General features: G+C 71.1%; 2 protein-coding genes. Both read right to left on the reverse strand.

All coding sequences use genetic code 11. The features are described 5' to 3' along the window. Positions 1-32 precede the first annotated feature (32 nt). Positions 33-10910: a type I polyketide synthase gene (locus ACIA8G_RS15250; protein ID WP_396419054.1), complete on the reverse strand. Its 10878-nt coding sequence runs from the start codon at positions 10908-10910 to the stop codon at positions 33-35. A 28-nt stretch (positions 10911-10938) separates the two neighbouring features. After that, positions 10939-22473, reverse strand: coding sequence for an SDR family NAD(P)-dependent oxidoreductase (locus ACIA8G_RS15255; RefSeq protein ID WP_396419055.1), 11535 nt, complete (start codon positions 22471-22473; stop codon positions 10939-10941). Positions 22474-22610: the final 137 nt, after the last annotated feature.

Genomic DNA, 22610 nt, shown 5'->3' on the forward strand with positions numbered 1-22610 from the left:
AGTAGGTCGGCTCTCCTTGTAACCGGCTTGCATCACCTTCCGTCGCCGGCACCGCCGAGTGCCGCACGCACCAGATCCGCGACGTCCATGGTCATCACGTCATCGCGGTGCGGAACGTCCCCGGACACGTGGTCGTTGGTCAACGCCAGCAAGGAATCCAGCAGTCCCGCCTCCCGCAGGCGGGACAACGGCACCGACGCGATCGCCCGGCGCATCTCGCCCTCGTCGTCCGCTTCCCCGGTGTCGTCAGGAACCAGCAGCCCGCGCAGGTGGGCGGCCACCTCGATCGGTGTCGGGTGGTCGAACGCTAGGCTGGACGGAAGCCGCAGGCCGGTGGCTGCGCTGAGCCGGTCGCGCAACTCGACCGCCGCCAGCGACTCGAAGCCCAGCTCCCGGAACGGCCTGCGCGTGCCGATCGCCGAAGGCGACCTGTGTCCCAGCACGATGGCGGCCTCGGTCCTGACCAGGTTCAGCAGCACGACACCGCGTTCGACCGCGCTCAGGTCCGCGAGCCGCGCGGCCAGTCCGGTGCCGGACACCTCCGCCTCCGGACTGTGCGAGATCGCCACGACGTCCGGCATGTCCTCGATCAACGGACTGGGCCTGCTGATGGTGAACATCGGCGCGAACCGGGCCCAGTCGATGTCCGCGACGACGGTCAGCGCGTCGCCACCACCGACGGCCTGACGCAGCGCGGTGATCGCCGGTCCTGGCTCCATCGCCCGCAGTCCGAGCCGTTCCCACATCTCCGCCGCCATGACCGCGGCCATGCCGGTGGACCACCTGCCCCACGCGACCGAGGTGGCGGGCAGCCCTCGGGAACGACGATCCTCCGCCAGTGCGTCGAGCGCGGCGTTGGCAGCGGCATAAGCGCAATGCGACGCGCTACCCCAGGCGCTCGATCCCGACGAGAACAGCACGAAGGCGTCCAGTCGCTGGTCACCCAGCAGTTCGTCCAGGTGGAGCGCACCGTCGACCTTGCCCGACATCACCTGAGCGCACTCGGCGAGATCGGCTTGCGCGAGCGGCGTCTGCTGACCGACGCCGGCTGCGTGCACGACCGCGGTCAACTCACCCGGCAGGTTCTTCAGCAGCGTCGCGACCGAATCCCGGTCCGCGACGTCGCACGCGGCGATCGTCACCGCGGCTCCGAGCCCGGCGAGCTCGGCACGCAGTTCGTCCGTCCCCGGTGCCTGCTCACCCCGGCGACTGGTCAGCACCAGGTGATCGGCGCCCGCGCGAGCCAGTCCGCGCGCGACCTCGGCACCGACCGCACCGGTGCCGCCGGTGACGAGGACCGTCCCCCTCGGCCGCCACATCTCCGACGGCTGCCGCGCAGCGCGCACCAGCCTCCTGGCGAACACACCGCCGGCGCGCACCTCCACCTGGTCCTCTCCGAGCGCACCACCGACGACCGCGCGAACGCGGTCGACCGTCTGGTCGTCGAGCACCTCGGGAAGGTCGACGAGCCCTCCCCACCAGCCGGGGTGTTCCAGTGCCGCGACTCTGCCGAGGCCCCAGACCAGCGCGTGCTCGTGATCGGCGGACGCGTTGCGGGTCGCGCACCACAGCCTGGCGCCGAAGCCGAGATCTCCCAGCGCCTGCACGAGCAACGCGGTGAGCGTGAAGCTCGCCGGCCCTGGCCCTGGGTGATGATCAGCGAAGGCCAGCAGCGACAACACGCCGGACACCGGTGCGCCGTCGGCGGCCTCGCTCAACCGCTGCCCGAGATCGGTTCGGGTCCATGAAGGATCCACGTCCACCTGGACGGCCCTGCCGTCTGCCAGCACGCGCAGGGCCGCGTCACGCAGAACCGGATCGACGGCGGGCGGCACGACCAGCAACCACACACCGGAGACCGCACCGGCGGCGTCGTCGACCGGCTGCCACGAGACCCGGTAGCGGCACGAGTCGACGAGCGAGTCCTCCCGGCGACGCCTGCGCCAGGACGACAACGCGGACACCACAGTGCCCATCGACTCCTGGTCGACCTCCAGCTCGGCCGCGAGCCCCTCGACGTCCTCGCGGTCCACCGTGTCCCAGAACGCCTGCTCGGCCGCGGGCAGGGGCCCGGCGCCGGTCTGCGCGACCTCCGGCCAGTACCGGCCGCGCTGGAACGCGTAGGTCGGCAGGTCGGCCGGGGAACCGGAAACCCGCCAGTCGACGGGGACGCCGCGCACGTTGACCTGAGCCAGCGAGGTCAGGAACCGGTCCGCGCCACCGTCGCCGAGCCGCAGCGAGCCCACGGCGGCGACCACGCCGGGACGGGTGTCGGCGATCTCCTCGACCGCGACCGTCAACGTCGGGTGCGGACTGATCTCGACGAACACGTCGCAGCCGTCGTCGAGCACCGTCGTCACGGCCTGCTCGAACAACACGGTCTGCCGCAGGTTGCGGTACCAGTAATCGGCGTCGAGGCCGGCCGTGTCGAACCGGCCGCCGGTGACCGTCGAGTGGAACGGGATGCGGGACGACCGCGGCCTGACGTCGGCGAGCCGGCGCAGCAGTTCGTCCCGGATCAGCTCCACCTGCGGCGAGTGCGAGGCGAAGTCCGCTTGCAGCCTGCCCGCGCGCACGCCGAGCGAGGTCAGTTCGGACAGCAGCTCGTCGGCGGGCCCCGGCTCTCCCGCCACCGTCACCGACGACGGCCCGTTCACCGCGGCGATCGACAGCCGGCCGTCCCACTTCGCGATTCGTGCCACGACGTCGTCCACCGGCAGCGGCACGGTGATCATGCGCCCGCCGCCGCTGATGGCGGCGATCGCGGCGCTGCGCAACGCCACCACCCGGGCCGCGTCCGCGAGGGACAACGCACCCGCCACATGTGCTGCGGCGATCTCACCCTGCGAATGACCGAGCACCACCGAGGGTTCGACGCCGTGTGCCCGCCAGAGCTCGGCCAGCGACACCATGACAGTGAACAGCGCCGGCTGCACCACGTCCACCCGCGACAACGACGGAGCACCGCGCTCACCGCGCAGGACGTCGGTCAACGACCAGTCGAGATGTGGTGCGAACGCGCGATCACAAGCCTCGACGGAAGCGCGGAACACCTCGGAGGAGGCCATCAACTCCGCGCCCATGCCCCGCCACTGCGTGCCGGTGCCCGCGAACAGGAACGCCACCCGGCCGCGGACGTCCGCGGTTCCGCGAACCACGCGGGCCGCGGACTCGCCGGCGGACAGCGCGGTGAGCCCCGCCAGCAACTCCTGCCGGTCATCGCCGAGCACGACAGCCCGGTGCTCGAACTCCGAGCGGGTCGCCGCGAGCGAGAAGCCGACGTCACGCACTGACAGCTCTGGTCGTCCGTCCAAATGCGACAGCAGCTTGGCGGCCTGATCCCGCAACGCCGCGCTGTTCCTCGCCGAGATCACCCACGGCACCGGAGCGGCCGGCGCGTCGGTGATCTCCGCCGCCGGTTCGTCAGGTGCCTGCTCGATGATCACGTGCGCGTTCGTCCCGCTGATGCCGAACGCCGACACGCCCGCACGCCGCGGACGGCCGATCTCGGGTATCGCCGTGGTCTCGGTCAGCACTCTGACCGCGCCCGATGACCAGTCCACGTGCGTGGACGGCTCGTCGGCGTGCAACGTCCGCGGCAACACCCCGCGCCGCAACGCCATCACCATCTTGATCACACCCGCGACACCCGCAGCCGCCTGCGTGTGACCGATGTTCGACTTCACCGAACCCAGCCACAACGGCCGCTCACGACCCTGCCCGTACGTCGCCAGCAACGCCTGCGCCTCAATGGGATCGCCCAGGGCCGTGCCCGTTCCGTGCGCCTCGACGACGTCCACATCGGACGGACGCAGACCCGCGTTCGCCAGCGCCTGCCGGATCACCCGCTGCTGCGCGGGCCCGCTCGGCGCGGTGAGACCATTCGAGGCACCGTCGGAGTTCACCGCGGAACCGCGGACCACCGCCAGCACCCGATGTCCGTTACGGCGAGCGTCGGACAGCCGTTCGAGCAGGAGCACACCTCCGCCTTCTGACCAGCCTGCGCCGTCCGCTCCCGCGCCGAACGCCTTGGAACGACCGTCCGGTGCGAGTGCCCCCTGCTTGGCCAGCTCGACGAACGACGCGGCGGTCGCCATCACCGTGGCACCACCCGCGAGTGCGAGCGAACACTCGCCGCGCCGCAACGACTGCGCGGCGAGGTGTAGCCCGACAAGCCCTGACGAGCACGCCGTGTCTACCGTGATGGCAGGCCCCTCCAGGCCGAAGAAGTAGGAGATCCGGCCCGACGCCACACTGGCGGAGGTGCCGGTGATGACGTCTCCGCGCACCTCGTCGACCGCGGCGGACAACAGCGCCGTGTAGTCGTGCAGGATGGTGCTCGCGAACACGCCGGTGTCGCTGCCGCGCAACGAGGACGGCTTGATGCCGGCCGATTCGAAGGCCTCCCACGCGGTCTCCAGCAACAATCTCTGCTGTGGGTCCGTCGTGATCGCCTCGCGGGGACTGATGCCGAAGAAGTCCGCGTCGAACTCGGCGGCACCGGCGAGGAAACCGCCTCGCCGCGGGCACGACGGACCCAGTACGCCGAGGTCCCAACCTCGGTCCGCAGGGAAGCCGGACGTGGCGTCGACCTCGTCCACGACCAGTCGCCACAGCTGGTCAGGGGTCCGGACGTCACCTGGGAAGCGGCAGCTCATCCCGACGATCGCGATCGGTTCGTCGGCGTCCACCGCCGCGGTGGTGCTCGCCGCCGGGGCCGCCGCCCCCGCGGTCAACCGCGTCCTCAGCTCGCGGGACAGCTCGAGCGGGGTCGGGTGGTCGAACACGACAGTGGCGGGCAGGCGCAGCCCGGTGGCGGCGTTCAACCGGTTGCGGAACTCCACGCCGGTGAGCGAGTCGAAGCCGATGTCGCGGAACGCGCGCTCGGCACCGACGGCGGCCGAGTCCGGCAGCGCCAGCACCGCGACGGCGTGCACGCCGATCAGGTCGAGCAGCAACCGCTCCTGCTCGCCGACCGGCAGCCCGGCCAGCCGACCGGCCAGCCGACCGGCCGGCGACGTGGGCGCCGGGGCGGCGCCCGGTTCCGCGGTGCGCCGGACGGGCACGCGAACCAGCTTCCGCAGCAACGGTGACACCACGGCACCCGCTTCCCGCAGGCCGTGCAGGTCCAAGTGCATCGGCACCAACAGCGGGTCGCCCAGCGCACCCGCCGCGTCGAACAACCTCATTCCGTCCTTTATGGACAGTGCGCCACCCATCCTGCTCAGGTCGCGCTCGGTGAGCCCGGCGCCCATGCCCGCACCCGCCCACAGGCCCCAGGCGAGCGACTGCGCCGGCAGGCCGCGGGCACGCCGGTGCTCGGCCACCGCGTCCAGCACGCAGTTCGCGGCGGCGTAGTTCGCCCGTCCAGGCCCGCCGAACACAGCGGACGACGACGAGAACATCACGAACGCCGACAGATCCATGTCCGCGGTGAGCTCGTGGAGGTGCCACGCCGCATCACCCTTCGCGCGGAGCACAGCGTCCACGCGATCCGGTGTCATCGACGAGAAAGCGCCGTCGTCGAGGACGCCGGCCATGTGCACGACCGCCGTCAGCGGACGTTCTGCCGGAATGGCGGCCAGCAGTGCGGCCACCGCCTCCCGATCGCCGGTGTCACAGGCGGCCACGACGACGTTCGCACCGAGCTCGCTCAGTTCGGCCCTCAGCCCGGCTGCGCCCGGTGCCTCCTCGCCGCGCCTGCTCGCCAGCACGAGGTCACGCACACCGTGCCGGGTGACGAGATGCCTGGCGACCTCGGCACCGAGGCCACCCGTTCCTCCGGTGAGCAGCGTCGTGCCCGCCACGCTCCACGGGACCGGCATCGTGAGCACGACCTTGCCGATGTGCTTGGCTTGACTGAGGAACCGCAGCGCCTCCCGCGCCCGGCTGACGGGCCAGCTCCGCACCGGCAGCGGCCGCAGCGCGCCCGCGGCGAACAGCTCGGCCAGGTGCGTGAGCATCTCCTGGACCCGGTCCAGGCCCGCGTCGTCCACCAGGTCGAACGACCGGTACACGACGCCCGGATGTGCCACGGCGACCTGGGCGGGATCACGGAGGTCGGTCTTCCCCATCTCGACGAACCGTCCGCCACGCGGCAACAACCGCAGCGAGGCGTCGACGAAGTCGTGCGCGAGCGCGTTCAGCACCACGTCGACGCCACGGCCGCCGGTGCCGCCGAGGAAGTGGGACTCGAACCCCAGATCGCGCGACGACGCCAGATGACGTTCGTCGAAACCCTGCTCACGCAGGACGTGCCACTTGCCGGTGCTCGCGGTCACGAAGGCCTTGGCGCCCAGATGTTCGAGCAGCTGCACGGCGGCCATGCCCACGCCACCGGCGGCCGCGTGCACGAGCACGCTCTCGCCTGCGCGCACGCCGGCGAGGTCGACCAACGCGTAGTACGCGGTCAGGAACACCGACGGCGCAGAGGCCGCCTGCTCGAAGGTCCACCCGTGCGGAATCCCGGTCACCATGCGGTGATCGGTCACCACGAGCGACCCGAAGGCCGCCGGGAACAGACCCATCACGCGGTCGCCGGGTATCACCCTCGGCACGCCGGGACCGACTTCGAGCACGACGCCCGCACCCTCGAGACCCAGCTGGTCCACGTCGCCCTGGTACGTCCCCAACGCCATGAGCGCGTCGCGGAAGTTGATTCCGGCGGCCCGCACCTGAACGCGCACCTGCCCGTGCCGCAACGGTTCCGCCGCTTCCGGGTGGGGAACCACCCGGACGTTCTCCAAGGCCCCGTCGCCCACGACCGCGACCCGCCACGAACCGTCCGGTGGCATGAGCTCAGCCTCACCGGCAGAGATCAGCCGCGGTATCTCCACCACGCCACCCCTGACCGCCAGCCGCGGTTCGTCCTGCGCCGAGAGCACTCCTGCCGGGAGCGCTCCCCCGTCCCAGGAGAGCAGCACGATCCGGCCGGGGTGCTCCGACTGCGCGGACCGGACGAGCCCTTGGACGGCGGCGCTCGCCAGGTGCTGTGCGGCGTCGGCGGAGTCGCGGGTCACCACGACCAGTGTGCCGTCGGCGAAGCGGGCGTCGTCCAGCCAGAGCTGCACCGATCCCAGCACCTCGTGCACCGCCGCGCGCACGGCGGCGGGCACGTCCGCACCTGACACCAGCGGCGCGGGCATGACGACCGTGCGCCGATGTTCGTCCACCGACAGGAGATCGTCGCACCGGTGGACCTCGAACCCCGCCACGGCGAGCGCGTCCGCGAGCTCCGCGTCATCGCCAAGCAGGCTGCACGCTTCAACTCCGGTGCTCGGATCGGCGTTCTGCTCGAACCACTCGACGCGGAACAGGTCGTCAGGCGCGGAGCGGCTTCCGGCCGACAGCGGACGCAACACCAGCGAGTCGACGGTCGCGACCGGCAGTCCCGCGGCATCGGTGGCCTCCAGTGACACACCATTCCCGATACGGGAAAGGCGCACCCGCAACGCGGTGGCACCAGTCGCGTGCAACGAGACACCACGCCACTCGAACGGCAGTGCCACCTCACCCGCGTCATCCGGAGCGGCCGCGATCAGCGCGTGCAACGCGGCGTCGAGCAGTGCGGGATGCAGTCCGAACCGCGCGGCCTCCTCGGTGAACTCACCTGGAAGCGCGACCTCGGCGAACACCTCGTCGTCGCGCCGCCACACCGTCCGCAGACCGCAGAAGGCTGGTCCATAAGTCAGTTCTGGCCCCAGGTTCTCGTACAACCCTTCGACGGCAACGAGTTCCGCTCCAGCGGGCGGCCACGGCTCTGGCGAGGGAGCGGTCCGGCCATCCGGCGCCAGCGTGCCGATCGCGTGGCAGGTCCAGACCCCGTCCACCTCGGCGGCCGCACCGCGGCTGCACACGCTGACCGATCGGTGCCCCGTCTCGTCCGCGTCGCCCACCAGCACCTGCAGGTGCACGGCACCGAGCTCCGGCAGCACCAGCGGTGTCTGCAGGGTCAGCTCCTCCAGCACCGGGCAGCCGGCCTCGTCACCGGCACGGACCGCCAGCTCCACGAACGCCGTGCCGGGCAGGACGACGGCGCCGTCCACCACGTGGCCGGCCAGCCAGCCCTGCTGCTCCAGCGACAGCCGTCCGGTCAGCACCATCCCGCCGGAGTCCGCGGGTGTCAGCGCGGCGGCCAGCAGCGGATGGCCGACGCCGTGCTGCCCGAGCTCGGCCGGGTCGGTGCCGGGACCGGAGGCGAGCCAGTACCGTCCCCGCTGGAACGCGTAGGTGGGCAGGTCGACGGTCCGCGCACCGGTGCCGGCGAAGACCTGTGGCCAGTCGACGTCAACACCGCGGGCGTGCACCCTGCTCACTGCCTCGGACATCGCGAGCGGCTCCGGCACGTTCGCGCGGGTGAGCGGGACGGCGGCGAGATCGTCGCGGTCGCCGAACACGTCACCGGCCGCGGCGCACAGCGCGCCACCGGGACCGACCTCGAGCAGGGTGCGCACACCCTGTTCCAGCAGGAAGTCCACCCCGTCGGCGAACCGCACCGTCTCCCGGACGTGGCGGACCCAGTAGCCGGGTGAGCACAGGTCGGCAGGACGCGCCTGTGCGCCGGTGAGGTTGGAGATGATCGGGATCTGCGGCGGCCGCAACGACAGGCGTGCCACCAGCTCGGCGAACTCGGCCAGCATCGGCTCCATCCGGTGCGAGTGGAAGGCGTGGCTCACGCTGAGGCGCTTGGTCCGGCGGTCCGCGAACCGGGACGCGACCTCGGCGACGACGTCCTCGTCACCGGACAGCACGACCGAGCCAGGACCGTTGACGGCGGCGATGCCGATCGCGTGCGAGAGCCCCTCGACGGCGGACCTGGCCTCCTCCTCCGTCGCCTGGACGGCGATCATGGCTCCACCGGGCGGGAGTTGCCGCATGAGCCGGCCCCGTGCGGCGACCAGCGCACACGCGTCCGGCAGCGACAGCACGCCCGCGACGTGCGCGGCGGTGATCTCGCCGACCGAATGTCCCAGCAGGAAGTCCGGGTGAACACCCCAGTGGCCGAGCAGGTGCGCCATCGCCGTCTCGACCGCGAACAACCCTGCCTGGGTGAACTCCGTGCTGTCGAGCTCGCCGCCCGCGGACGTGAACACCACGTCCTTCAGCGAACGGCCGAGCAGCGGGTCGAGCAGCGCGGTGATCTCGTCGAACTTCGCCGCGAACACCGGATGTGCCTGGTACAGCTCCCGTCCCATGCCGGCGCGCTGCGATCCCTGACCGGAGAACAGGAAAGCGAGCCCGCCCGTCCGTTGGACGTCCCGCACCACCCGCGGTGCCTCCTCGCCGCGGGCGAGGGCGGTCAGACCGGCGGTCAGCTCATCGGTTCCGCCCGCCAGCACGACGGCCCGGTGGTCGAGCCGAGCCCTGGTCGTCGCCAGCGACAGTCCGACGTCCACCAGGCTCGTCCCATCATCCACAAAGGACAGCAGGCGGGCTGCCTGTGCGCGCAACGCCGGCTCGTCGTGCGCGGAGATCACACAGGGCACCACCGGCAACCCAGTGGTCGCGCCGGCGGCGGGCCGTTCCGCTGCCGCGGGAGCCTCCTCCAGGACGACGTGGGCGTTGGTTCCGCTGAATCCGAAGGAAGAGACCGCCGCCCGGCGAAGGCGATCGGCGGCCGGCCAGTCCTGATGCCGGGTCAGCAGCTCCACCGCGCCCGCGGACCAGTCGACGTGCGGCGACGGCGCGTCCACGTGCAGCGTGCGCGGCAACAGACCGTTCCGCATCGCCATGACCATCTTGATCACGCCGGCGACACCCGCGGCCGCCTGCGCATGCCCGATGTTCGACTTGATCGACCCGAGGCGCAGCGGACGATCGGCCGGCCGATCCTGGCCGTACGTGGCCAGCAGGGCTCGTGCCTCGATCGGGTCGCCTAGCCGCGTGCCCGTGCCATGAGCCTCGACTGCGTCCACATCGGATGGTGACAGTCCCGCGTTCGCGAGCGCCTGCCGGATCACCCTCTCCTGCGCGCGACCGTTCGGCGCGGTGAGCCCGTTGGACGCGCCGTCCTGGTTGACCGCCGAACCGCGGATGACCCCGAGCACCTGGTGGCCGTTGCGCACGGCGTCCGAGAGCTTCTCGACCAGCACCAGGCCGACGCCCTCCGACCAGCTGCTGCCGTCGGCCGCCGCGGCGAACGACTTGCACCGCCCGTCCGCCGCCATGCCCCGCTGCCGGGAGAACTCGACGAACGTCGTCGGCGTCGACATGACGGAGGCACCGCCGGCCAGCGCGAGGTCGCACTCGCCGAGCCGCAGTGCCTGCACCGCCATGTGCAGCGCCACCAACGAGGACGAGCACGCCGTGTCGACGGTGACCGCCGGCCCCTCCAGGCCGAACGAGTAGGCGATCCGGCCCGACATGACGCTGCCCGCGCCACCCGTGCCCAGAAATCCGGCGATCGACTCCGGCACGCGGCGCAAGCGAGCCACGTGGTCGTGGTAGATGACGCCGGTGAACACACCGGTCCTGCTGCCGCGCAACGACTCCGCCGGGATCCCCGCCCGCTCGAACGACTGCCACGCCGTCTCCAGCAGCAGTCGCTGCTGCGGATCCATCGCGAACGCCTCGCGCGGCGAGATCCCGAAGAACGCCGGGTCGAACTCGCCCGCGTCGTGCAGGAACCCGCCCTCGTTCGCGTAACTCGTTCCCACGTGCTCGGGATCGGGGTCGTAGACGTCGGGCCAGCCGCGATCGGCGGGAAACGGCGAGATCGCGTCCCCGCCGTCGGCGACGAGCTGCCAGAGGTCCTCCGGCGACCTCACGCCACCGGGGAACCTGCAGGCCATGCCAACGATCGCGATCGGCTCGCTCGTCCTGCCCTCCACCTCGCGCAACCGCTGCTGGAGCTGGCGGGCATCGGTGATCGCCCGCCTGAGGTAGTCGCGCAGCTTGTCCTCTTCTGACATTCGAATCCTTTCTCGCGGTGCGGGTCAGTCAGGAGAGTCCGAAGCCCTTGTCGATCGCGTTGAACAGGTCCTCGTCGCTCGCGAGGTCCAGGTCGTCCTCCTCGTCGCCGTCCACGGCCGTCCACCGGGACAGCAGTTCACGCAGCTGGTCGGCGACCCGGTCCCGGTCGGCGACTTCCAGGTCCAGTGCGGCCAGGCGCCCGGCCACGCCGGCCAGCCCGGCGAGTTCTCGGTCCACATCGGACACTCGCACCGGCGTCAGCTCGGCACGGAGATGGCCGACCAGGTCGAGCGGGGTCGGGTGCTCGAAGACGACGGTGGGCGCGAGCCGCAACCCGGTGGCCGCGTTGAGCCGGTTGCGGAACTCCACCGCGAGCAGGGAGTCGAACCCGAGCTCGGTGAAGGCGAGCCTCGGCCCGATCGAGCCGGGGTCCGGGTGGCCCAGCACGTTCGCCGCGTTGGCCCTGATCAGCTGCAGCAGCACCCGATCCTGTTCCGCCGCCGCGAGCTCGGACAGGTGCTCGGCCATCGAGGATCCACCGTCGCCGCCCGACCGCGCTGCCGTCGCGCGCAGAACACGCCGGCCAGCTGGCGGCACCAGCGCGGACCACAGCGGCGGAACCACGCCGCCGTCCGCCAGCGCGCGCAGGTCGACCGCCACGGGCAGGACGAGCGGGAGATCACTGCGCAGGGCCAGGTCGAACAGAGCCAGCCCGTCCTCGTTCGACAGGGGCAGCACACCGCCGCGAGCCATCCGCTCCACGTCGGTGCCGGTGACAGCTCCGGTCATCGCACCGCGTTGCTCCCAGAAACCCCACGCGAGTGACGTAGTGGGAAGCCCGAACGACCGGCGGCGCGTCGCCAGCGCGTCCAGCACCGCGTTCGCCGCGGCGTAGTTGCCCTGACCGGGTCCGCCGGTGACGCCCGCCATGGAGGAGAACAACACGAACGCCGAAAGTGGTGTCCCACTGGTCAGTTCGTGCAGGTTGATCGCTCCGTCCACTTTGGCGCGCAGCACCTGCTCCACTTGGTCGGCGGTCAGGGACGCGACCAGGCCGTCGGACAGCACACCCGCGGCGTGGACCACAGCGGTGAGCGGCCGATCGACCGGGACATCGCCGAGCACACGGCCCAATGCCTCCCGATCAGCCACATCGCAAGCCACGATCTCAACGTGCGCACCGACGCTCACCAATTCGTCGACCAGTTCGCGTGCACCCTCGGCAGCGAGGCCCCGCCTGCTCATCAGCAGCAGATCGCGCACACCATGCCTGGTCACCAGATGCCGGGCGACCAAGGCGCCCAACGCGCCGGTACCGCCCGTGATCAGCACGGTTCCCGGCGCCGTCCACGGCTCGGACGGAATCGTGAGCACCGCCTTGCCGACCAACTGGGCCTGGCCCAGCGCGCGGAACGCCTCACGGGCATGCCTGATGTCCCAGGTGGTGATCGGCAACGGCTGCAACGCACCACGTTCGAACAGATCGACCAACGCCAGCAAGATCTCCTGGATCCGGTCGGCCCCAGCCTCCATCACGTCGTAAGCGCGGTACTGGACACCGGGATGCCGCTCAGCCACCTCCTGCGGATCACGCACGTCGGTCTTGCCCATCTCGACGAAACGACCACCACGCGGCAACAGACGCAAGCCCGCGTCGACGAACTCACCCGCCAGGCAGTCCAGCACCACATCGACGCCACGACCACCGGTCACATCGAGGAACTCCTGCTCGAAGTCACAAGTGCGGGAACTGGCGATGTGCGCCTCATCCACACCGTTACGCCGCAACGCACCCCACTTGCCCTCACTGGCAGTACCGAACACCTCCGCACCGAGATGACGGGCCAGCTGCACAGCGATCGTGCCGACACCACCGGCAGCCGCGTGCACAAGCACCGCGTCACCAGGTCCCACGCCGGCGAGGTCGCACAGGCCGTAGTAGGCGGTCGCTCCTGCCACCGGCACAGTCGCGGCGTGCACGTACGACCAGCTGTCCGGGATCTGGACCAGCAACCGGTGGTCGGTGACGGCCATCGGTCCGAACGACTCGGGAACCATGCCCATCACCCGGTCACCTGGCCGAAGTCCTGCGACGTCCCGGCCGACCTCCAGGACCACGCCCGCGACGTCACCGCCGATACCGAGCCCGCCAGGGCCTGGGTACATGCCCAGCACCACCAGCACGTCGCGGAAGTTCAGGCCGGTAGCGCGCACGTCGAGGCGGACCTCGTGCGGCTGCAACGGTTCGGCCACTTCAGGACAGGGCACCAGCGCGAGATCCTCGATCGTGCCCCTGCCCGTCGTCGCCAGCCGGTACGGCTGCGCAGCGGGCGGCTGCAACACGTCGTGCGCACCGAGCCGGACCACTCGCGGCGCGGTGACGACCCCCTCGCGGATCCGCAACCGCGGCTCCGCCTGAGTCAGGACAGCGGGGAACACGGCTCGGGAGTCCGAGTGCTTGTCGCAGTCGACGAGGAAGAACCGGCCTGGATGCTCGTTCTGCGCCGAGGAGACCAACCCCCACACCGCCGCTCCCGGCAGATCGGTGCCGGACGCACCGGAGGCGACCAACACCAGCCTCCGTCCGGCGAACCGGTCGTCGGCCAGCCAGGACTGCAACAGCGCCAACGTCTCCAGCGCCGCGGCATGCACAGCCGAGGAGTCGGCAGGACCTGACGGGCGGCACACCACGACGGTCTCCGGTCCGCCACCGTCCTGCAGCGCGGCACGCAGCGCGTCCAGGTCCTCGTACGCGGCAACGTCGCCGAGCACGCCGAACGGATCGGTGCCGAGCAAAGCGATGGCCCGCAAGGTGTCTCCGGACACCAGCGGCGAGACCTTCACGGGCGTCCAGTCGAGGCAGAACAGCGAGTCCTCCGCACGACCGCGGACACCGGCGAGCCGCGCGACGGACACCGGCCGTGTCACCAGCGACTCCACTGTCGCGATGAGCGCGTCGTTCTCATCGGTCAAGGTCACGGTGAGCCGACCAGAGTCCGATTCGGACAGTCGCACCCTTGCGCTCGTGGCACCGCTGGCGTGCAAGGTCACGCCGGCCCACGCGAACGGCAAGTGCGCACCACCATCAGCACGCCCCGCCAGATACGGCGCGGCGTGCAGAGCGGCGTCGAACAAAGCGGGATGCACCCCGAACCTCGCGGGGTCGGCGTGCTGCTCCTCCGGCAGACGAATCTCGGCCAGCACCTCGCCGCCGCGCCGCCACACCCGGTGCAGGCACTGGAAAGCGGGGCCGTACTCGTACCCCGCGCCGGCGAGCTCCTGGTAAGCGCCGCGAACGTCGACCTCCTCGGCGTCGTCGACCCGCCATTCGACCGCCGGCACCTCGGGTACGTGCTCGCTGAGCACACCAGTGGCGTGCAGTACCCACTCGCCGTTCTCCGGCCGGGAGTGCACCCGGACCGCGCATCGGCCGTCCTCACCCGGTGTCTCCACGCGCAACTGCACGGTCACGCCGCTGTGCGAGCCGGACCGCAACACCAGCGGTTCATGCAGGGTCAGCTCCTCGACGTGCGGGCACCCCACCTGATCGCCCGCCCGGATCGCGAGCTCGACCAGCGCGGTACCGGGCAACAGCACGACCCCAGAGACCGAGTGGTCGAGCAACCACGGCTGCTCGTACGCAGACAAGCGACCGGTGAGCACCACACCGTCCCCGTCGGCGAACGTCACCACGGCTCCCAGCAACGGGTGCGCGGCGCCATCGATCCCCGCCGACGCCAAGTCCGCTCCTACCGGACCGGACATCAGCCAGTACCGCTCGCGCTGGAACCCGTAGGTCGGCAGCTCCACCTGACGGCCGCCGGGGAACAACACGTGCCACTCGACCGGCACCCCATGCACGTGCAACTCGGCCAACGAGGTCAACCAGCGCCGGGCTCCACCGTCATCACGGCGCAGGGAACCAACCGCGACAGTGTTCTCCTCGTCCACACACTCCTGCACCGAGGGCACCAGCACCGGATGCGGGCTCACCTCGAGGAACACGCCGACACCGCGCTCCACCGCCGCCAGAGTCGCCCGTTCGAACTCGACGGTGCACCGCAGGTTCCGGTACCAGTAACGAGCGTCCAGGCCGGCTGTGTCGAGCACCTCACCTGTCACGGTCGAGTAGAACGGGATGTCCGACGCCCTCGGCTCGATGCCGCTCAACAGGTCGACGAGTTCGTCCTCGATGCTCTCGACCTGAGCTGAGTGCGACGCGTAGTCCACCGGAACACGGCGAGCCCGCACACCCTCAGCCGCACACCGGACAAGCAACTCCTCGACCGCCTCGACCGCACCAGACACAATCGTGGTGCCCGGACCGTTCACCGCCGCGACGGACAGCACGGACTCGTCCCACTCCCGCAGGAGATCCGCCACTGCCTTCACCGGCAGCGACACCGAAACCATCCCACCGCGCCCGGCCAACTCCGCACCAATCAGCTTGCTGCGCAACGCCACCACACGCGCCGCATCAGCCAAACTCAACGCACCGCATACATGCGCGGCCACGATCTCACCCTGGGAGTGCCCGATCACCGCCTCCGGCACCACACCCGCCGCCTTCCACAGCTCGGCGAGCGCAACCCCGACTGCGAACAGCACAGGCTGCACGACATCCACACGATCCAGCGGTGGCGCACCGGGTTCACCGGCCAGCACAGCGTTGAGGTCCCAGTCGACGTGCGGACGCAACGCATCGGCACAACGCCCGAGGTGCTCGCGGAAGACCGGCGACGACTCGATCAGTTCCAGCGCCATTCCCGCCCATTGCGCACCCTGGCCGGGGAACACGAACGCCACCTGTGGATCGGCGAGCGCCCGTCCCGTCACGACATCGTTCGGCGAGTCCGATCCGGCGAGTCCGGCAAGCGCGGCAAACCTGTCGTCACCGACCAGCACAGCGCGCTGTGCGAACCGCGTCCTCGCCGCGAGCGACGTCCCGACGTCGAGCGGAGCCAGACCAGGGCGTTCTTCCAGATGCGCCAGCAACCGCGCGGCCTGCGCGCTCAGCGCCGTGCCGGTCCGCGCCGACAGCACCCAGGGCATCTCCTGGCCCTCCAGCAGTGCCGCATCCTGGCGGAAGACCGCTCGCTGATCCGGCCCAGGCTCCTCGATGATCACGTGGGCGTTGGTGCCGCTGATGCCGAACGCGGAGACACCTGCACGACGCGGCCGCCCGTCCACGTTCCAGTCGCGGTTCTCGGCCAGCAGGCTGACCTCGCCGGCCGACCAGTCCACCTTCGTCGACGGCTGTCCGGCGTGCAGCGACTTCGGCAGCACCCCGTGCCGCATCGCCATGACCATCTTGATGATCGCCGCGGCGCCCGCGGCAGCCTGCGTGTGCCCGATGTTCGACTTCACCGAACCCAGCCACAGCGGCTGCTCGCGGTCCTGCCCGTAGGTCGCGAGCAGCGCCTGTGCTTCGATCGGGTCGCCGAGCACGGTACCCGTTCCATGCGCCTCGACAGCGTCCACATCGGACGGACGTAGTCGTGCGCTGGCGAGCGCCTGCCTGATGACCCGCTGCTGCGCCGGCCCGTTCGGCGCGGTGAGCCCGTTCGACGCGCCGTCGGAGTTGACCGCCGTGCCGCGCACCACCGCCAGCACGCGATGCCCGTTGCGACGCGCGTCGGAAAGCCGCTCCAGCAGCAGAAGTCCGGCGCCCTCGCCCCAGCCGGTGCCGTCGGCGGCCTCCGCGAAGGGTTTGCACCGGCCGTCCGGCGACAGACCACCCTGCCGCGACAGCTCGACGAACGCCGTCGGCGTGGACATGACGGTCACACCGCCGGCTAGCGCGAGGTCGCAGTCGTTGTTCCGCAACGCTTGTCCGGCCAGGTGCAGCGCGACCAGGGAGGAGGAACACGCGGTGTCGATGGTGACGGCGGGGCCGTGCAGCCCGAGCACGTACGCGATCCGGCCGGACGCGACGCTCGCCGAGACACCGGTGCTGAGATGTCCCTCCACTGTTTCCTTCGGGTTGACCGCGTAGTCGTGGTACATCACGCCGGCGAACACGCCCGTGCGGCTGCCGTGCAACGTCTCCGGGTCGATCCCGCCGTGTTCGAAGGCCTCCCAGGCGGTCTCCAGCAGGAGCCGCTGCTGAGGGTCGGTGGCGAGCGCTTCCCGTGGCGAGATCCCGAAGAACGCGGCGTCGAACTCGGCCGCGTCGTGCAGGAACCCGCCTTCCCGCGTGCGGGACGTGCCGGGCCGGTCGAGATCGGGGTGGTGTAGGCGTTCGAAGTCCCAGCCGCGGTCGACCGGCATCGGCGACGTCGCGTCCCGCCCCGAGGACACGAGGTCCCACAACTGGTCGGGCGAGCGCACCCCGCCGGGGAACCGGCAGGCCATGCCGACGATCGCGAGCGGTTCGTCGGTGACGGTGACGGCCGGCGCCACCGGCACCGGCCCGGCGTCCGCCGCGGTGTCCATCAGCAACCCGTGCAGGTGAGCGGCCAGGGCGACGGGGGTCGGATGGTCGAACACGAGTGCGGGCGGCAACGTCAGTCCGGTGGCGGCACCGAGCCTGTTCCTCAGCTCCACCGCCGTCAGCGAGTCGAACCCCGCGTCCTGGAAGGCCTGGCCCGCGGCGACGGACCCGGCGTCGCCGTGGCCGAGCACGGCGGCCACGTGGGTGAGCACCAACCGAAGGAGTGCGCGGTCGCGGTCGGCGGGCGACAGGCCCGCCAGGTCCAGCCGGTCGTCGCCACGACGCCGGTCCACCGTGCGCTTCGGCACCTTCACGAGGGCGCTGAACACCGGGGGCAGTTCACCGGATCGCGCGTGGACCCGCAGTGCGGCGGTGTCGAGCGGGGCGGGCACGAGGACGGGTTCGGTGTGCGAGAGCAGGCGGTCGAAGAGGTCCAGGCCCGTCTCGGTCGCCAGCGGCAGGAGACCGGATCGGCGCAGCCGTGCGTGGTCGGCCCTGCCGAGCCCGGAACTCATGCCGTCACCGGCCCAAGGCCCCCATGCCAGCGAGATCGCAGGGAGTCCGAGCCGGTGCCGGTGCCTCGCCAAAGCGTCGAGGAACGAGTTGCCCGCCGCGTATCCCGCCTGTCCACCGCTACCCAGCACACCGGCGGCGGACGAGAACAACACGAACGCGGACAGGTCGAGATCCGCCGTCAACTCGTGCAGGTTGACCGTTCCGTCCACCTTGGGCCGCAACGTCGCCGTCACCCGTTCCCCGGTCAGCGCGGTGATCACGCCGTCGTCGAGGACACCGGCCGCGTGCACCACACCGGCAAGCGGATGTTCGGCCGGAACCGAGTCCAGCAGACCGGCCAGTTCCTCCCGGTTCGCCACGTCGCACGGCTCGATCCGCACGGTCGCGCCGGCGGCGGTGAGCTCCGCGACCAGGTCGTCGGCCCGTCCGCTCCGGCTGACCAGCAGCAACTCACGCACACCGTGCGCGTGCACGAGATGCCGGGAGACCGCCGCGCCGAGCTGGCCGGAGGCACCGGTGACGAGCACGGTCCCGCGCTCGTCGAACACCGGGTTCGCCACCGGCACCTCGACGCTCTCCAGCCGTGGCACGCGCACCACGCCGTCACGCACCGCCAGTTGCGGTTCGCCGGTGGCGATCGCGGCGGCCAGCGCCTGGCGAGACGTGTCCTCGTCGTCCAGGTCGACGAGCACGAACCGGCCAGGGTGCTCGGTCTGCGCCGAGCGGAGCAGCCCGAGCACACACGCCTGCACGAGGTCGGCGGGCTCGCAGGGGTCCAGCTCGACGGCGCCGCGGGTCAGCAACGCCAGCCTGGATCGCGACCAGCGCTCCTCGGTGAGCCAGGCCTGCACCAGCGCGAGTGCGTGGCAGGTCGCGGAGCGCACGGCGGCGGCGAGGTCGTCGCCTGGTTGCCCGGTGGGCAACCAGGACAGCACCAGCTCCGGCACCTCGTCGTCCGGCCCCAGCGCGGCCAGGTCGGGAAGCTCTCCCGGCGCGATGCCCCCTGGGCAGGAGACCGTGTGCCAGCGGATCCCGAACACGGACTCGTCACGTGTCCCAGGCCCGCCCTGTTCGGAGGGAATCTCCCTCAGCACCAACGAGTCCACAGTCGCGACCGAACGACCACCCCCGTCGGCGACAGCGACCGACAGCGCGCCGGCACCGACCGGCCTCAGGCGCACGCGCAGCACGTCCGCACCGGTCGCGTGCAGCGCAACCCCGTTCAACGCGAATGGCATGAGCTGCCGTTCCGACCCGGCGGGCGTCCACGCGACGGCGTGCAGTGCCGCGTCCAGCAATGCCGGGTGCACGCCGAACCCTTCCACCGCACCGGCTTCCCGAGGCAGACGCACCTCGGCGAACACCTCGTCACCCGACCTCCACGCCGCGTGCAGCCCGCGGAAGGCCGGACCGTAGTGCAGGCCCTCGCCGGTCATCCGGTCGTACAGGTCGGCCACCGGCAGCGGCGTGGCGCCAGGAGGGGGCCACTCACTCAGATCGGCGGGTGCCGCTTCGGCGACGGCGAGCGCGCCGCTCGCGTGCCTGCGCCATTCCCCGTCCGGATCGTCCTTGGCGTGCACGGAAAGCACGCGACTGCCCGTGTCGTCGGGCGCGCCAACGGACAACTGCACCGCGACGACGGCGTTGTCCCCGAGGAAGAGCGGAGCCTCCAGCGTGAGTTCGGCGAGCTGATCGCAGCCGAGCCGGTGCCCGGCCCACAGCGCGAACTCGGCGATTGCCGTGGCAGGCAGAACGGCCACGCCGTGCAGGGTGTGATCCGCCAGCCACTGCTGGTCGTCGAGGGACAGCCGCGCGGTGAAGACGTGGCCACCGGAGTCCGCCAGCCCGATCACCGCGCCCAGCACCGGGTGATCGGCGGCGGTCAGCCCGACCGCCGCCACGTCGCTCCTGCGTGGCGTCATCGGAAGCCAGTACCGCTTGTGCTGGAAGGGAAAGGCCGGCAGGTCGAGCAGCCGGGCACCGGAGTCCGCGAACACCGCGGTCCAGTCGACCGCGGCACCGCGGGCGTACAACCGGCCGAGAGCTGTCAGCGACGCCCGAGTCTCCTCGTGCTTCTCCCGCAACAACGGCACGAACACCGCGTCCTCGGCCGAGCTCCCACCGAGCGCGGACAACACGCCGCCGGGACCGACCTCGAGGAACGTGTCCGCACCACTGGCCCGCAACGTCCGGACCGCGGCACCGAACCGCACGGTCGACTCGGCCTGGTCGACCCAGTGACCGGCGGAGAACACCGCGAGCGGCTCACCGGTCAAGGTGGACACGATCGGAATCGACGGTGTGCCGAAGGACATCCGTTCCGCGACGCGGCGGAACTCGGCCATCGCGGGAGCCATCAGCGGCGAGTGGAACGCGTGGCTCACCCTCAACCGCTTCGGCCTGTGTCCCGCGGCGGTGAGGCGTTCCACGACCACGGCGACCTCGTCCTCGGCGCCGGAGAGGGTGACCGACCGAGGACCGTTGACCGCGGCGATCGCGACGCTCCCGGTGAGCAGCGGCCGGACCTCGTCCTCGCTCACCGGTGCCGAGACCATCGCGCCACCGGGCGGAAGTGCCTGCATGAGGCGCGCCCGCGCGGTCACCAACTCGGCCGCGTCCGGCAACGACAGCACGCCGGCGACGTGCGCGGCGACGACCTCGCCGATCGAGTGGCCCGCGAGCAGGTCGGGGCGGACGCCCCACGACTCCAGCAACCGATACAGCGCCACCTCGATCGCGAAGAGCGCGGGCTGGGTGAACTCGGTCCTGTCCAGCAGCTCCGGTTCGAGCCACATCACCTCGCTCAGCGGACGGTCGAGGAAGACGTCGAGCGCGCCGCACACCTCGTCGAACGCACCGGCGAACGCCGGGAACGACCGGTGCAGCTCACGCCCCATCCCGAGGCGCTGCGACCCCTGGCCGGAGAAGAGGACCGCGAGCTTGCCACCCGTGGCGACGTCCTCGGCCACCGTCGAATCGCCGGTTCCCGTTGCCAGCGCGTCGAGTCCGCGCAGCAGCTCGTCCCGGTCGGAGGCGAGGACCACGGCGCGGTGGCTCAGTGCCGCCCGGGTCGTGGCCATCGCGTGTGCCACGTCGGCAACAGCCACATCGGGCCGCTCACGAAGGAACTCACCCAGCCGAGCGGCTTGTGCGCGCAGCCCGTCTTCGGTCCGTGCCGACACGGGGCACGGCGCCACCCGCATCGATTCGCCCGCGGCGGGCTCGCCGATCTCCGCGGGTACCTCCTCGACGATGACATGGGCGTTGGTACCGCTGATGCCGAACGACGACACGCCCGCACGCCGCGGACGGCCCACCTCCGGCCAGTCCCGCGACTCGGTCAGCAACTCCACACCGCCCGAGGACCAGTCCACGTGCGTGGACGGCTCGTCGACGTGCAAAGTCCGCGGCAACACCCCGTGCCGCAACGCCATCACCATCTTGATCACACCGGCAACACCCGCGGCCGCCTGCGTGTGACCGATGTTCGACTTCACCGAACCCAGCCACAACGGCCGCTCACGACCCTGCCCATACGTCGCCAGCAACGCCTGCGCCTCAATAGGATCGCCCAGGGTGGTGCCCGTGCCGTGGCCCTCCACCACGTCCACATCGGACGGAGCGAGCCGGGCGTTCGCGAGCGCGTGCCGGATCACCCGTTGCTGTGACGGACCGTTCGGCGCGGTCAGGCCGTTCGAAGCGCCGTCCTGGTTCACCGCGGAACCGCGTACGACGGCCAGCACCTGATGTCCGTTGCGACGCGCGTCGGACAACCGCTCCAGCAGCAGCACGCCGACGCCCTCGGCCCACCCCGCGCCGTCCGCGGCGTCCGCGTACGACTTGCACCGGCCGTCGCGAGCCATCCCGCGTTGCCGTGAGGACTCGACGAAGGTGGACGGCGTGGCCATCACCGTCACGCCGCCCGCGATCGCGAGCGAACATTCCCCGCGCCGCAACGACTGCGCGGCCAGGTGCAGCGTCACCAAAGAGGACGAGCACGCCGTGTCCACCGTGATGGCGGGACCTTCGAGTCCGAGTGCGTACGCCACCCTGCCGGAGGCGACACTGCCCGCGGCACCGGTGCTCAGGTATCCCTCGATGTCCGGCGGGATCGTGCCGAGCCTGGCCGCGTAGTCGTGGTACATCAGCCCGACGAACACGCCGGTCTTGCTGCCCCGCAACGAAAGCGGGTTGATCCGGGCGCGCTCGATCAGCTCCCACGACGCTTCCAGCACGAGCCGCTGCTGCGGGTCGGTCGCCGCCGCCTCCCGCGGCGACAGGCCGAAGAACTCGGCGTCGAAGCCGCCGGCGTCCTTCAGGAACCCGCCCTCCCGCGAGTACGACGTGCCGGCTCGGGCACCGTCCGGGTCGTACAGGTCGTCCAGTTCCCAGCCGCGGTCGGCGGGGAACTCGGACACCGCGTCGACGCCGTCCGACACCAGCCGCCACAACTCCTCTGGCGTGGTCACGCCACCGGGATAGCGGCAACTCATCGCGACGATCGCGATCGGTTCGTGTGCCTCCTCCTGGACCTCGTGCAGCCGCTGATGGGACTGCCGCAGGTCGGCGGTCACCTTCTTGAGGTAGTGAACGAGCTGCGCTTCGTCAGCCATTGGTGTGCCACTCCTTCACGACAGCAAGGAGCCGCGCCAGGACCAGAAGGGAGATCACCCGCCCACCTTGCACGCGCGGACCTCACAAAACCCTGGCAGCGCGCTAGCAGCTCCACCCCGTGCGGGCACCTGCCAGG

Origin of the sequence: Lentzea sp. NPDC051213, assembly GCF_044455585.1 — a bacterium.
Taxonomy (GTDB): Bacteria; Actinomycetota; Actinomycetes; order Mycobacteriales; family Pseudonocardiaceae; genus Lentzea.